Genomic DNA, 14,947 nt, shown 5'->3' on the forward strand with positions numbered 1-14,947 from the left:
CGGAATCTCGAGGAGTCGATCATGGACTTTGGCTACACCCCGAAAGTGGAAGCATTGCGCGAACGCGTGCGCGCCTTCATGGATGCGCACATCGTGCCGCGCATCCGCCAGTGGAACGACGAAGTGCACGCGGGCCGGTATCCGGTGTCGTTCATGGAGGAACTGAAGGAGCGCGCGAAAGCGGAAGGACTGTGGAACCTGTTCCTGCCGCACCTGAAGGACGACGAGCCCGGCACGGGCCTGACGAACCTCGAATACGCGCCGCTCGCCGAGATCATGGGGCGTGTGAACTGGGCGTCGGAAGTATTCAACTGCAACGCGCCGGACACCGGCAACATGGAGCTGCTGCACCTGTTCGCGACGCCCGAGCAGCGCGAGCAGTGGCTGCTGCCGCTGCTGCGCGGCGAGATCCGCTCGGCGTTCGCGATGACGGAGCCCGACGTCGCGTCGTCGGATGCGACCAACATCACGACGCGTATCGAGCGCGCGGGCGACGAGTACGTGATCAACGGCCGCAAGTGGTTCATCACGAACGCCGCGCATCCGAACTGCCAGATCTTCATCGTGATGGGCAAGACCGATCCCGATGCCGAATCGCACCAGCAGCAGAGCATGATCCTCGTGCCGCGCGACACGCCGGGCGTGACGATCGTGCGCAACATCACGGTGGTCAATCACTACGCGCCCGAAGGGCACTGCGAGATCACGTTCGACAACGTGCGCGTGCCGGCGCGCAACCTGCTCGGCGAGGAAGGCAGCGGCTTTGCGCTTGCGCAGGCGCGCCTCGGGCCGGGCCGTATCCACCACTGCATGCGTTCGATCGGCGCGGCCGAGCTGGCGCTGGAGCTGATGGTCGACCGCGCGCAGTCGCGCGTCGCGTTCGGCAAGCCGCTGAACCGGCACGGCACCGTCGGCGAATGGATCGCGCGCTCGCGCATCGAGATCGACCAGGCGCGCCTGCTGGTGCTGAAGGCCGCGTGGATGATCGACAAGGTCGGCGCGAAGGCCGCGCGCAAGGAAATCTCGATGATCAAGGCGCTCGTGCCGACGGTCTATACGGACGTGTGCGACCGCGCGATGCAGGTATTCGGCGCAGCGGGCTTGAGCCCGGATACGCCGCTGGCCGACCTGTGGACCTGGGGCCGCGCGCTGCGCTTCGCCGACGGCCCGGACGAGGTGCACCTGCAGGCGATCGCGCGGATGGAGATCAAGGACGGCGAGCCCGGTGCGACCGCGCCGTACCTGACGCCGCCGCCGCGCGGCTGAGCGGGGCGCCACGCGGGAGCGCGACGTGGGCGAACGAGAGACGCACGCCGTATTAAGATGCCGGCAAGGAGATCCGGCGATGCGCCTTTCGAAGATTGATCTGAACCTGTTCGTCGTATTCGAGGCGATCTACAACAAGCGCAACCTGACGCGCGCGGCCGAGGTGCTGAACCTCACGCAGCCGGCCGTCAGCAACGCGCTGGCGCGGCTGCGCAAGACGCTGAACGATCCGCTGTTCGTCAGCACGCCGGCCGGGATGATGCCGACGCCGATGGCCGAGAACATCGTCGGCCGTGTGCGCGAGGCGCTGCAACTGCTCGATTCGAGCGCGCACGAAGGCGACGTGTTCGATCCGGCTTCGTCGGCGCGCGTATTCCGGCTCAGCATGAGCGACCTGACCGAAGCGCTGCTGCTGCCGGCGCTCGGCGAACTGCTGCAGACGCATGCGCCCGGCATGCACGTGCGCAGCTACACGATGGATCGCCGCGAAGTCGCGACCGCGCTCGCGAACGGCTCGGTCGACATCGCGATCGACGCGCCGCTGATCGGCGATCCGCACCTGCACCAGGCGCTGCTCGTGCAAGACCGCTACGCGTGCATGATCCGCGACGATCACCCGTTCAGGGGCGACACGCTGACCATGGACGACTACCTGTCGATGGGCCACATCCACGTATCGAGCCGCCGCAAGGGCAGCGGGCACGTCGACGCGGAACTGACGCGGCTCGGGCTGCGCCGCAACATCCAGATGCGCGTGCAGCACTACATGGTCGCGCCGCTGATCGCGATGCGCGGCGATCTCGCGTTGACGGCGCCGCTGCGGCTGCTGCAACGCTATCCGGCGCGCATCCTCGAACTGCCGTTCGAGATGCCGGGGCTCGACTACTTCTGCTACTGGCATCGCAGCGCCGATCAGGATCAGGGCAGCCAGTGGCTGCGCGAGCAGTTGATGACGCTGATGGGCGGGATGGGCGAGGTGCGGTGAGGGAATGCCGCGCAGGTGATCGTCGCCGTCGTCTCGATCAGCCGCGCGCGCCGTCCTGAGCGGCCGCCCTCGATGGGGCGCATTTCGACAGTTGCGGCGACGTATTCCGTCGGTAGAATCGGTACTTCCCTACCGGAGGGCCTCGCATGGACTTTCACGCCCCGAATCGCGGCGCGCTGGCGCCGCTCGCGTACCACCAAGCCGTGGCCGACTATTTGCGCCGGCACGAGCCAGAGGTCTGGCGCTGGACCGGCGAGCGCACGACGCATGCCGAACAGCTCGAATCGCTGCGCGCTTCGTTGCTGCGCGAAACCTACCGGATCGACGCCGATGCGCATGGCGATGTCCATGCCGCCCTGGCGCTGGCGATGGAGCGGCTCGGGATCGTCGACGTGCCGGCCACGCTCTATCAGTCACCGGGCACCCAGATGAATGCGTCGCTCGTATTCGTACCGGGCGAGATTCACATCCTGTTGCAGGGTCCCGTCCTGGAGCGGCTGGCGCCGCCGGAACTGCTGGCGATCCTCGGGCACGAGCTCGCCCACTATCTGCTGTGGTCGCTCGACGACGGCCGGTTCCTGACGGCGGACCGGATCCTTAGCGATGCGGTGGCCGCTCCCGGCGGAGCCGACAGCCATCGCGAGACGTTTCGGCGTTATGCGTTGCACACCGAACTCTTTGCCGATCGGGGCGGCGCGTTGGCGGCCGGTGCGGTGGCGCCCGCCGTTTCGACCCTCGTGAAGGTGCAGACGGGCATCAGCACGGTGGATGCCGCGGCTTATCTGCGCCAGGCCGCCGAGATCGAATCGAACGAATCGGGTGCCAGCGCGGCATTGAGCCACCCCGAGACTTTCATCCGTGCCCGTGCCCTTGCGTTGTGGTGGGACGGCGAGGCAAGCCTCGACAGCTGGATCGACACGCGCCTGCACGGCCCGCTTTCGCTGGAGCGGCTCGACCTGCCGAGCCAGGCGCGTCTGCAGGCACTGACGCGCGGGTTTCTTGCGCATTACCTCGATGGCGCGTCGCTGGCCAGCGATGCCGTGCTGGCGCAGGTACGCATGCTGTTTCCGGACTGGCGTGAGGACGAACCCGTCGCCGGCCCGGACGCATTCGACGCTGCAGGTATCGACGACAGCGTGCGCAGCTACCTGAACGCACTGATGATGGATCTTGCCTTGGCGGACCCCGATCAGCGCGACGTGGCGTTGCTGCGCGCCGGGCAGGTTGCGCGGGCGCTCGGCAGTCTCGATGCATTGCAGCTCAACCTCCGGCGCGACGCGGGCCTCGGCAAGCGCGAACTCGAACGCTACAAGCGGCAACTGGCCGAGGAGAAGGACGCATGAACGACAGGATCGCCGACGGTGCGCCGCGCACGCTGCGTACGCTGATTGCCGCGCAGGCCGGCGCGGCATTGTCGACTGACGACGTGCTCGTGCTGGTGCTGCCGCTATTCGGGCAGGTTGCGGAACTGCATGCGCAGGGCAAGGTGGCGGCGCTCGACACGGACAGCATCGTGATCGACGAAGGGGGTGGGCTGGCGCTGCGACGCCCGGACGGCGAAACGCCGCAGATGGATGTCGGCGCGGTGCACCGCGTGCAGCCGCACCCTGCGTCGGGCCTGAACATCGTCGGCGCGCTGCAGCTGGACCACACGCCCGACGGCCATCATAGTCAGACCGATCTGGCATTGCAGCTTGACGCGGCGGCGCCGGTCGAGCGCCCGGTCTATTTGCCCGGTTACGCGAGCTGGGAGCGATTCATCGGCCATCACGACGAGATCACCGACGTGTTCATGCTGGGGATGGTGCTGGCCAGCCTCGCATGCGGGCTGAATTTCGACACCGAAGGCGACCTGCGCGCGTTCGTCGAGCATCGACGCAATCTGTTCGTGCTTCACGACCGGCTGCATCCGATCGTTGCGGCGGCGATCGTCGAAATGACGGAAGTGAACCGTCATGACCGCGCGACCGACGTGGCTGCACTCGCGATGCGCCTGCGCACCTGGCGCGAGCAGCCGCTCGGCGTGGACGTCGAGCGTGCGCTGGCCGGCGCGACAGGCGCGGCGTCGCGCCGCGGTGCAGTGCTGACGCACCTTCGCGACCGGCTGTTCGATTTGTCGCGTCGCAACCGGCTGCTGCATTTCCGCCCCACCGCGGCGACCGTCAACCTCACCGTGGCCAGCGTGCCGCTGATGCTGCAGATCGAAAGCGTGCGCCCGGAGCACATCTGCACGTGGGGCGGACCGTTCGCGGCCGACCTCGTGGCCGGCAAGGCCGTGCCGCTGCAGCAATGGTTGCGATTCGACGATCAACCGTACCTGCCCGCATCGCTGGACCGGCTGATCGCCGATACGCGCCGCGAACGGGCCGAATTCGGCTTCAGCAACCTGCGTCTCGTGGTCGCGTTCCTGCGCTGGCACAACCTGAAGGAGGCACCCGACGAGCGCGTCGTGTCGCCGCTGCTCTGGTTGCCGGTCGAACTCGTCAAGCGCAAGGGCGTGCGCGATCAGTACATGATCCAGTGCACCGGCGGCGACGCCGAATTCAATCCGGTGCTGCGGCACCACCTGAGCCAGCTCTACGATATCCGGTTGCCCGAGACGGTCGACCTGGGCAAGATCACGCTGGCCGAGATTCATGCGGATATCCTGGCGCAGATCCGGCGTTCGGAACCGTCGGTCGAGCTTCGGCTCGTCGACAAGGCGTCCGTTCGACTGGTGCGCCAGAAGGCACAGCAGCGCATGCAGCAATACCGACGGCGCAAGCCCGCCGCGGGTGCAGGCGGTTCGCACGGCAGCCGGCTGCCTTCGTTCCGCTATGCGCAGGACGATTACCGGCCGCTCGGCCGCGCGTTGTTCGAGGAGTGGGTGCGGCCGAGCGAGCTGCCGCAACGTTTCGAGGCCGGTGCCGCGCCTGACGCCAGCCTGCGTCGGCCGCAGATGGCCGACGCCGCGGCGGAGGCCGTCGACGAGCGGCAGGGTTACGTGCTGCAGGAATCCGACGGGCATCGCTACGCGTGGGATCTCGACCTGACGCAGGTCACGCTGGCCAATTTCAACTACAGGAAGATGTCGCTGGTGCGCGACTACGCGCAACTGCTCGACGAGACCAGTGTGAATCCCGCGTTCGACCGGGTGTTCTCGATCGAGCCGCGCGAGGTGGAAACGTCCGCGGCGGCGCCGCTGCCGGCAGGCGAGCAGTGGAACGTGGTGGCTTCCGACGCGACCCAGAATGCGTCGGTGAGCCTGGCGCGCGGCCAGCGCAGCTTCATCATTCAGGGGCCGCCCGGCACCGGCAAGTCGCAGACCATCACCAACCTCATCGCGGATTACGCGGGGCGCGGCAAGCGTGTGCTGTTCGTGTGCGAAAAGCGCGCGGCGCTGGACGTGGTGTTCCACCGGCTCAAGCAGAGCGGGCTGGACGCGCTGTGTTGCCTCATCCACGATTCGCAGTCGGACAAGAAGGCGTTCATCGCCGATCTGAAGATCTGTTACGAGCGATGGATCGCCCAACCGCACGACAGCGAAGCGCTGCACGCACGGCGGGCGGCGCTGATCGATGCGCTCGACGTACAGCAGCGACGCATCGATGCATTCGAAGCGGCGATGGCGGCGGCGCCCGACGCGCTGGGTGCCAGCGTGCGCACCTTGCTGCGCCGGCTGGCCGCGCTGCCGGTCGTGCCGGACGTCGGCTTCGCGTTGCGCGAGCGCTTGCCGGCGCTGGCCGTATGGGACCGGCATGGCGAACTGACCCAGCGCGTGCATCGTGCGATGCGCGAACGGTTCGGCGCGAACAGCCTGGCTTCGCAACCCTTCGCACGGCTGTCTGCGGCGCTGCTGGCCGACGAGCGGGCATTCGGGCGGGCCGAGCAGCTGTGCCAGGACGCCGACGCGCTGTTCAATGCACTCGATCCGGTGCTCGACAGCACGGTGGCGTCGATCGGACACGATACGGCGCTGTCGCGTGCATGCGCGATCGCCGCCGACTGCCAGTGGCTGATCGACACCGGGCTCGCTGCGCATCTCGACGTGCTCGATCCGGCGTCGTCCGCGCAGACGGCATTGCGGGAAGTCCGCGACGCGTTGTCCGCGCACGCGGACGCGCTGACGGCCGCGCAGGCTGCCACCGTGCACTGGCGGGACAAGCTGTCGCCGGGCGACACCACGTCCGCGCTCGCACTCGCGCGCCGGTTCGAGGCGTCCGCGATGCGATGGCTGCAGCCGGCATGGTGGCGGTTGCGCGGCGAGCTCCGGCGTCGCTACGACTTCGCGCAGCATGCGGTGCATCCCGGCTACGTCAAGGTGCTGGAGCAGCTTGCCGCCGAGCAGGCGGCGGCCGCCGCACTCGACGCAGCCGATGTCGATTGCCGCAAGCGCTACGGCGTGAGCGAAATGGGCGCGTTCCTGCGCGCGCTGGCCGAGCTGGAGGCACGTCTTGCGTCGGACGGCGATCTGCGCGCGCGGATCGCGCATCTGCGTCAGGCAGTCGATCCGCTTGCTGCCGCGCGTATCGATGCCGGCGCGCGCGAGGCGCTCGACAAGCTCGAGCGCCGTATCCGCGACAACCTGGTCATGGACGATGACGTGTCGCTGGCCGAAATCGCCGAAGCGCTGCGCGATCTTCGGGAGGGGCTGGACGACCTGCCTGACTTGCTGCCGCTGTTGCGTGCGGTCCACGCGGCCGACCCCGCCTATGCGGCGACGCTGCAGTCCGTCGACCTCGCGCCCGCGGAGCTGGAGGCGCTGATTGCCGACGAGGCGTTGCGCCGCCTGGAGCGCGAGAATCCGGTGCTCGCGCGATTCGGCGGCGTGGCGCTCGCGCAGGCTGCGCGTGCTGCGGCCCGGATCCAGCGCGAATTGCTGACCGTGAATGCCCAGGTCGTGAGCGCGACGTTGCATCGGCAGTTTGCCGACCACGTGCGCCAGTCGTCGCTATCGGCCACGCAACTCGATGCCGATGGCAAGACCTTCAAGAAGCGCTACGCAACCGGGCGGCGCGAGCTCGAACACGAATTCGGCAAGAGCATGCGCCACCGTTCGATCCGCGATCTCGCCGATGACGAAACGGGCATGGTCGTCAACGACCTGAAGCCGATCTGGCTGATGAGTCCGCTGTCCGTATCCGACACGCTGCCGCTGTCGCCCGACCTGTTCGACGTGGTGATCTTCGACGAGGCCAGCCAGATTCCCACCGAGGAATCCGTGCCGGCGCTCAGCCGCGCCCGCCAGGTCGTGGTGGTCGGCGACGAGATGCAGCTGCCGCCCACGAGCTTTTTCACGGCAGCGGGCACGGAAGGCGAGGACGAGATCGTGATCGAGGAAGAGGGCGAGCGTATCGCCATCAATCTCGATTCCGACAGCCTGTTGAATCAGGCGGCGCGCAATCTGCCCGCGACGCTGCTGGCGTGGCATTACCGCAGCCGGCACGAAGCGTTGATCAGCTTCTCCAATGCGGCGTTCTACGACGGTCGTCTGGTGACGATTCCCGATCGCATGCTGGAGCGCGCCGACGAGGACGGGTGGTCGGTACGATCGAGTCAGGACGATGCCGGCATCGTGGGCGCCGATGCGCTGCTCGCTCGGCCGATCAGTTTCCACCGGCTCGACGACGGCGTGTACGTCGAGCGGAGCAACGTGCCTGAAGCGCGCTATATCGCGTCGCTCGTACGCGAGATGCTGCGCCGGGAAACGGGCCTGAGCCTGGGCATCGTCGCGTTCTCCGAGGCGCAGCAGAGCGCGATCGAAGCCGCGCTGGAGGCGCTGGCGGCCGAAGACGCCGATTTCGCCGCGCGGCTCGAGCGCGAGTACGTGCGCGAGGACGATGACCAGTTCAACGGCCTGTTCGTCAAGAACCTGGAAAACGTCCAGGGTGACGAGCGCGATGTGATCATCCTCAGCATCTGCTACGCACCGGGCCCGGACGGCCGGATGCTGATGAATTTCGGGCCGATCAACCAGCGTGGCGGCGAGAAGCGTCTGAACGTCATCTTCAGCCGCGCCAGGCACCGGATGGCCGTGGTCTCGACGATTCAAGCCGATGCGATCACCAACGTGCACAACGACGGCGCGGCCGCGCTGCGGGCATTCCTGCAATTTGCGCAGGCCAGCGCCACGGGTCAGTTCGACCGTGCGCAGGCGGTGCTCGGTGCGCTGAATCAGGGCGCGCGCGAGGCGTTCACGCGGCGGACATCGCCTGACGCCATTCGCGATGCACTGGCCGAAGCGCTGCGCGCGCGCGGTCACCAAGTCGATATCGACATTGGGCGTTCGCAATTCCGCTGCGATCTGGCGATCGTCGATTCGTCGAAGCGGGATTACGCGCTCGCCATCCTGCTCGACAACCCGGACCATGCCGTGGCCGATACGGCGGAGCGCTACGTATTCCGGCCCGGCATCCTGCGCGGCTTCGGCTGGCGCGTGCTGGACATCCCCGGGAAGGACTGGCTGGACGACGCGGCCGCGGTGCTGGCACGCATCGAGGCCATGCTCGCTGATGGCGAAGATCGAGCACTCGATCAGGAAATCGAATTACCGATGCCGGCTGTTCAGGCGTCGGCGCCGAGAGCGGCACCTGCGCAGACGGAGGCCGTGGCGGCCGCCGGCGTGCCGACGGAACGCGTGCGCTCGCTGCGATTCGAGCAGGGCGCCTCCAGCAAGTTCTGGCGCGCCAGCCTGCGGGGTACGGAGCTGAGCGTGACGTACGGTCGGATCGGATCGGCCGGGCAAGCCAACCTCAAGCAATTCGAAACCGTCGAACGTGCGCAGCGCGAGATGGACAAGCTGGTGGCGGAGAAACTGCGCAAGGGCTATGTCGAAGACCCGGCCGGGTGACGGCCGGCAGCCGATACGCCGGTGATGAAGGGGCTCCGCACGCAGCAGTGGTCGGATTTCGCGCACTCGACGTTTCTTGCGTGGATCGACCGCGTGTTCAACTCGACCCGCAAAGCGGGGCCGATCTCGGGGCACGAGACGTGACGCGGGTCGGGTGAACGGGGACGGCGGCGGCGCGCAGGTGCTTGCCGCCGTTCCGTCAGAACGAATCGTCGTCGAAGCGTGACGACGCCGGCCGGCGCTTCAGGTCCTTCAGCCAGCTCCTGACCTGATCCGGATCCTCGAACTCGCGCAGCGCGACGGTCAGGTCCTGGTTGCTGCGCTGCATGCCGGCGATATCGCGCGCAAGCATGCGCAGCACGGTATCGGGCGCGACCTTGGTGGACGACGCGATGCCGTACGTGCGCCTGAAGTCGTTCTCGACGTGCACGATCTCCTGATTGAGTTCGCGCAGCTGTTCCTCCAGGATGCCGTTGTAGCGCGTGAGCCGCGCTTCGCCGAGGCCGTCGATCGCACGCCGGTCGATCTGTTCGATTTCCAGTTGGAGTTCCAGCAGCTGCAGCAGGTTGCCCTTCTCGTAGGCGCGGTTGACCCGCTGCATCAGCACGGTTTTGCGTTGCTGCTCCTGCGGATCGGTTTCGCGGTCGGGATGCAAGGCGCTGGCGAGCTTGCGATAGATCTCGCGGATCGACTTGCTCGATTCGGCCTGCTCGGCTTCGATCCGGGCCTGTGCGGCCGATTGCTTCGGTGCTTTCTTGCGCTTCGCGCGCTGAGCCTCGCGGGCCGCGTGGGCGGCCATGTCGCGCTCGAACTGGGCGTCGAGTTCGGCCTGCATGCGTTCTGCGAGTTCGTCGGGCGACAGCGAGTCGAGATCTTCTGGCGGTTCGGGCTCGGGTTCCTGTTCCAGCTTCGTCGGTTCGAGATCGGCCGCTGCGTGGCCGCCGTCGCCGGACGCGGCATGCCGGTTGTAGATGACCTTCAGCGTCACGTCGTCGCTCACGTTCAGCAAATCACCCGCCATATCGGCGATCAACTCGGACAGCGTGCGCTGCTCGGCCTTGCTCAGGCCCTTCTGCAGGAACGCGTCGTCGAGCAGATGGATCAGCTGGATGCGCAGCGCCGTCGCTTCCTGTTCGAGCGGCAACAGCCCGTCGACGAACTTCTTCTGGAACGCCGGCATCACGGCGTCCCACGCGCCGAGCCGCTCGCGCCGCGTCTCGATCTGCTTGACGAGCGTATTGAACGTTTGCTGGGCTTTCGACAGGCTGGCTGTCTCGTGGCCGGGCGCGATGGCGACCGCGGCACCGCGACGTGCGGTCATGATGGATGTCCTCCGGCCGCGGCGGGACGCGCGGCAGGCCGGTATTTTAGCCGGATGTCCCGCGAGAAGCCTGGAGGACATTCGCCGCCCGCAGCGACAGGCGGCGCGTCAGCGCTTCACGGCGGGCACGGCCGGCGCGCCGGAATCCGAGCCCGGTGCGCCGTTCGATCCGTAGGCCGCTGCGGCGTTCCTGTGTTCGGCGACGCGCTTCGCGGTCAGGCGTTCCTGCGCGGCGACGATGTCGTCCGGATAGTTGTCGCCGTCGCCGATCGACGGGTTGTAGCCGACCGATTCGAGATCGAGCAGCTCCTGGCGCACTTGCGCGCGGGTGAGCGTCGAGTGCGACGACTGCGCGTAGGAAACGGTCGGGGCGGCAAGAAGAACGGTGGCGGTAGCGGCGGCAATGGCGATGGTGACGACGACGGATTTCACGGTTTCCTCGGACGATTTCGTTGCGGTTCGGCGCGAATTCGCGTGGCTGAACCGACGAGACAAGTTTAGGAACCCGGACCGGCCGGATAAACGGCGATTCCTGGCGAGCTGTGTTCCGGAATGAGCGAGAGTGAAAGATGCCGCCCTTCCGTCAGTCGCCGAACAACTGCCCCTGTCCGGAGATCACGCGTTCGAAATCGTCGCGCAGGAACGGCAGGATCGCATCGGCGACAGGCTGAAGCTGGCGGCTCAGGTAGAACGCATAGTCGATCGGCGAACGCATCGTCTCGAGCGGCTCGGGGCCGGCCGTCGTCATCACGTAGCTGATCCAGCCGCCGCGCTGGTACTGCAGCGGCCGGCCCTGCGCGTGGTTGAACTCATCGGCGATGCGCGCCGCGCGCACGTGCGGCGGTACGTTGCGCTCGTATTCGCGCAGCGGCCGGCGCACGCGCTTGCGGTAGACGAGCTGGTCGTCGAATTCACCGGCCAGCGTGCGCCGCACGTAGTCGCGAATGAAATCCTGATACGGTTCGCGGCTGAACACGCGCCGGTACAACTCGCGCTGAAACTGCTGCGCGAGCGGCGTCCAGTCGGTGCGTACCGTTTCGAGCCCCTTGAACACGAGATCCTCGCCGCCGTCGGCCGTCGCCGCGAGCCCCGCATAGCGCTTCTTGCTGCCTTCTTCCGCGCCGCGCACGGTCGGCATCAGGAAGCGGCGATAATGCCGCTCGTATTGCAGCTCCAACGCGCTGTCGAGCCCGAACTGTTCGCGCAGGTGGGCGTGCCACCAGCGATTCACGTGCTCGACGAGCGCGCGGCCCTTGGCGCCGGCTTCGTCGTCGTCATGCGCGCGGCCGAGCCACACGAACGTCGAGTCGGTATCGCCGTAAATCACTTCGTATCCCTGAGCTTCGATCAGTTTGCGCGTGCGATGCATGATCTCGTGGCCACGCATCGTGATCGACGACGCGAGGCGCGGGTCGAAGAAGCGGCAGCCCGTCGAGCCGAGCACGCCGTAGAACGAATTCATGATGATCTTCAGCGCCTGCGACAGCGGTGCGTTGCGCTGCCGCTTCGCGTCGTCGCGGCCTTCCCCCACGCGGCGCACGATATCGGGCAGGCAGTGCGCGGTGCGCGAGAAGCGCGCACCGAGAAAACCGGGCACCGATGCGTCGTCGGCGGGGTGCGCGAGCCCTTCGATCAGGCCGACCGGGTCGATCAGGAACGTGCGGATGATCGACGGATAGAGGCTCTTGTAGTCGAACACGAGCACCGAGTCGTACAGCCCGGGGCGCGAATCCATCACGAAGCCGCCGGGGCTGTTCTGCCCCGTCACGTCGCCGAGGTTCGGCGCGACATAGCCGAGCCGGTGCATGCGCGGCAGGTACAGGTGCGTGAACGCCGCGACCGAGCCGCCGGTGCGATCGGCCGCGAGGCCCGTGACGCTCGCGCGTTCCAGCGCGAAGGACAGCAGGTCGGCCTTGTCGAAGATGCGCGTGACGAGCTCGCAGTCCTTCAGGTTGTAGCGCGCGAGCGCGGGCTTGTCGTGATCGAAGCGGCGCTGGATCTCGTCCATCCGCTGGTACGGGTTGTCGATCGACTTGCCTTCGCCGAGCAGCGACTGCGACACATATTCGAGGCTGAACGACGGGAAGGTCCACGTCGCGGATTTCAGCATGTCGATGCCGTCGAGGATCAGCCGGCCCGCCGCGCCCGCGAAGAAGTGGTCGGGCTGCTGGCCGTGCGCGCGCCAGTCGAGCACGCTGCCGCCGCGCCCGAGCTTCAGCGGCACGCCGTATTGCTCCGCGTGCGCATGCAGGATGCGCAGGTCGAACTGCACGAGGTTCCAGCCGATCACCGCGTCGGGATCGTGTTCGTCGAACCAGTCGTTGAGCCGGGCGAGCATCGCGGGCCGGCTGTCGCAGTAGTCGAGGTCGAAGTCCGGGGTGCCTGCGCTGCCGCTTTCGTCACCGTTCGGCGGGCCGAGCATGTAGACCTGGCGCTGCCCGCAGCCTTCGAGCGCGATCGAGTACAGCTCGCCGTGGACGCTGGTTTCGATGTCGAGCGACACGCAGCGCAGCGCGGGGCGGTAACCGGTCGCGGGCTTCAGCTCGCCGCCGGTGAGCGTGCCGTCGCGGCCGGGCTGGCCGCGAAACTCGACGCATGCGGTGATGAAGCGCTCCATCGCGTAGCGGTCGGGCGGCTGCACGTCGGCTTCGTAGACGTCGACGCCGGCGGCGGAGAGCCGCTTCTGGAGACCGGACAGATGGCGATAGCGCTTGCAATAGAGGCCGACGACCGGGCGCTGCCGGAAGTCGCGCAGCGCGAGCGGGCGCAGCTCGGCGTCGCGCTCGCCGGCCAGCGTGCGTTCGGCAAGCGCCTGCTGTTCGGCCGGGATGAAGGCGACGGCTTCCTGCGGGCGCAACCGCACGCGGCGCGGACCGTGTTCGGTTGCCAGCCAGAACTCGATCTCGATGCCGGATGCGGTGTCCCGCCAGTGGCGGGTAAGGATGAAGCCCTGCTCGAACGCCGTCAAAACGCTTGCTCGTCGTGGATGCCCAGGCGGCGGATTTTAGCGCCTGGAAGCGGTTCGCGCCGGTGGCGGTTCTATGGCATCAGGTGGCAGGAAGCCGTTGTGCGATGCGCCATCCCGTGCGGGCCGCATCGATCGACCGCAGCAACCAGCGGCGCGCGCCGATCGCGTGGCGCTTCTGCGTGACGTATTCGTCTACCGCGAGTTCAAGGGTATCGTCACCGACGCGGGAAAGTGTCGCGGTGGCGCCGGAGCCGTCGGCGAATTCGATCACGGCGGGGTGCGGCTTTGCGGTGCGCGGCGCGTCGTTGTCGAGCGTCACGATGCTGCCCGGGTAGAGGTGCGAATGGCTTGCGCACAGCAGGACGGCAGTGGGCATGGAACGCGCTCCGGAAAACGCTGGCTCGGGCGACGTGAGCCGGATTCCGGAGCCTACATAAAGGGAGGCGCTTGCAGTACCCCGTCTAGCAGACGCCAGAGATGTTCAATGCCTGAGGCCTGACTCGAACCGGCACCCCTCAAACATGCCCCTCATGCTCGATCGCCCCACCATGCGCCGCTCGCGCCGCGACCCTCACCGGCACCCCTGACGCCCTGGCTGCCCGCTTCGCCCACATCGCCGTCAATATCGGCACGAGAATCGCCGTCACGAGGCATGCGGTCGCGACGATCGCCGTCGCCGCCGGCACCATCGGTTTGAACTTCGGAATCATCTCGCCGATGATCGCCGGGTTCGCGACCGCGGCGCCGGCCGTCGACGACGCGGCAAGTCCGGCCGTCCCGTTGCCGCCGCCCAGAAACTTGTCGGCGAGAATCAACGGCACGCCCGTCATGACGATCACCGCGAGCCCGAGCGCGATGCCCGGCAGCCCGCTCGTCGCGATCACGTTGAGATCGATGCCGTTGCCGAGCGCGAAACCGAAGAACGGAATCAGCGGATGCACGCAGCGCCCGAATAGTTCGCGCAGCTCCACATCGAGATTGCCGAGCGTGAAGCCGATCAGGAACGGCAGCACCGCGCCGACGAAGAGCCGCGTCTCGAACACCGCGACGCCGGCCGCGCCGAGAATCAGCATGCTGACGAGCGGCCCCGATTCGATCGACATCAACACGAACGCGCCAGCCTCTTCCTTGCTGCCGTATTGCTGCATCACGGCCGCATAGAGGCCGCCGTTGGTCATGTCCATCGACGTCGTGATCGCGAGCAGCGATAGGCCCGCGAAGAGGCCCGTGCGGATGCCGTCGTCGGGGATGAACTGCGCGGCGATCACCGTCGCGAGCCACGCGACCACGATCTTCGTCGCGAGCAGCGTGCCCGATTTGCGCAGCACGACACCTGTCGCGCGCAGGTCGATCGTCGCGCCCATGCAGAAGAACCAGACGGCGAGGATCGGCACCGTGCCGGCGATCAGGCCGTTGGTGAACGAGCCGAAGTACTTCCCGGCGTTCGGGGCGAACGTATGCACGCATGCACCCAGCAGCATCGGGACCAGCATGAGCCCGCCCGGAATGCGGTCGATGGCCTGTTTCAGCTTCACGTCTCCTCCGTGGACGTCGATGCGTCCCGTTGTCGAATGATGT

General features: G+C 67.4%; 10 protein-coding genes. 5 read left to right on the plus strand and 5 right to left on the minus strand.

Annotated elements, in window-relative coordinates; genetic code table 11:
• The first annotated feature begins 21 nt into the window (after window positions 1-21).
• The 5 genes from HWX03_RS20800 (at window position 22) to HWX03_RS37250 (ending at window position 9,224) form a co-directional block, all read left to right on the plus strand.
• Window positions 22-1,266, plus strand: a complete 1,245-nt coding sequence (locus HWX03_RS20800; RefSeq protein WP_175872507.1) for an acyl-CoA dehydrogenase family protein — start codon at window positions 22-24, stop codon at window positions 1,264-1,266.
• A 79-nt stretch (window positions 1,267-1,345) separates the two neighbouring features.
• Window positions 1,346-2,251: a LysR family transcriptional regulator gene (locus HWX03_RS20805; protein WP_175872508.1), complete on the plus strand. Its 906-nt coding sequence runs from the start codon at window positions 1,346-1,348 to the stop codon at window positions 2,249-2,251.
• Window positions 2,252-2,397: 146 nt separating this feature from the next.
• Window positions 2,398-3,594, plus strand: coding sequence for a M48 family metalloprotease (locus HWX03_RS20810; RefSeq protein WP_175872509.1), 1,197 nt, complete (start codon window positions 2,398-2,400; stop codon window positions 3,592-3,594).
• Window positions 3,591-9,080: an AAA domain-containing protein gene (locus HWX03_RS20815; protein ID WP_175872510.1), complete on the plus strand. Its 5,490-nt coding sequence runs from the start codon at window positions 3,591-3,593 to the stop codon at window positions 9,078-9,080. Before HWX03_RS20810 ends, HWX03_RS20815 begins: the two co-directional genes overlap by 4 nt.
• 21 nt (window positions 9,081-9,101) lie before the next feature.
• Window positions 9,102-9,224, plus strand: a complete 123-nt coding sequence (locus tag HWX03_RS37250; RefSeq protein WP_279612237.1) for a hypothetical protein — start codon at window positions 9,102-9,104, stop codon at window positions 9,222-9,224.
• A 55-nt stretch (window positions 9,225-9,279) separates the two neighbouring features.
• On the opposite strand, the gene HWX03_RS20820 is transcribed toward HWX03_RS37250, so the two are convergent.
• From HWX03_RS20820 to kdgT, 5 genes are all read right to left on the minus strand, one after another.
• Entirely contained in the window at window positions 9,280-10,401 is a 1,122-nt protein-coding gene (locus HWX03_RS20820; RefSeq protein ID WP_175872511.1) for a J domain-containing protein, read from the minus strand.
• A gap of 108 nt (window positions 10,402-10,509) precedes the next feature.
• A complete protein-coding gene (locus HWX03_RS20825) occupies window positions 10,510-10,833 on the minus strand; it encodes a DUF4148 domain-containing protein (RefSeq protein ID WP_175872512.1) in 324 nt (107 codons plus the stop codon).
• Window positions 10,834-10,984: 151 nt separating this feature from the next.
• Window positions 10,985-13,369, minus strand: coding sequence for a DNA polymerase II (locus HWX03_RS20830; RefSeq protein ID WP_175872513.1), 2,385 nt, complete (start codon window positions 13,367-13,369; stop codon window positions 10,985-10,987).
• A gap of 79 nt (window positions 13,370-13,448) precedes the next feature.
• Window positions 13,449-13,688 carry a hypothetical protein gene (locus HWX03_RS20835; RefSeq protein ID WP_244132707.1) on the minus strand — a complete coding sequence of 80 codons (240 nt, stop codon included), beginning with the start codon at window positions 13,686-13,688 and terminating at the stop codon, window positions 13,449-13,451.
• Window positions 13,689-13,884: 196 nt separating this feature from the next.
• On the minus strand, window positions 13,885-14,904 hold the full coding sequence (gene kdgT, locus HWX03_RS20840; RefSeq protein WP_175872515.1) for a 2-keto-3-deoxygluconate transporter: 1,020 nt from the start codon (window positions 14,902-14,904) through the stop codon (window positions 13,885-13,887).
• Between the last annotated feature and the right edge of the window lie 43 nt (window positions 14,905-14,947).

The sequence above is a fragment of the Burkholderia sp. BCC0397 genome (assembly GCF_902832865.1).
GTDB lineage: Bacteria > Pseudomonadota > Gammaproteobacteria > Burkholderiales > Burkholderiaceae > Burkholderia.

Bases quoted from the DNA above. Each gene is read 5' to 3' on its own strand.
- HWX03_RS20805 (WP_175872508.1), top strand. From the start codon at position 1,346: ATGCGCCTTTCGAAGATTGATCTGAACCTGTTCGTCGTATTCGAGGCG.
- HWX03_RS20820 (WP_175872511.1), bottom strand. From the start codon at position 10,401: ATGACCGCACGTCGCGGTGCCGCGGTCGCCATCGCGCCCGGCCACGAG.
- HWX03_RS20810 (WP_175872509.1), top strand. From the start codon at position 2,398: ATGGACTTTCACGCCCCGAATCGCGGCGCGCTGGCGCCGCTCGCGTAC.
- HWX03_RS20800 (WP_175872507.1), top strand. From the start codon at position 22: ATGGACTTTGGCTACACCCCGAAAGTGGAAGCATTGCGCGAACGCGTG.
- HWX03_RS20815 (WP_175872510.1), top strand. From the start codon at position 3,591: ATGAACGACAGGATCGCCGACGGTGCGCCGCGCACGCTGCGTACGCTG.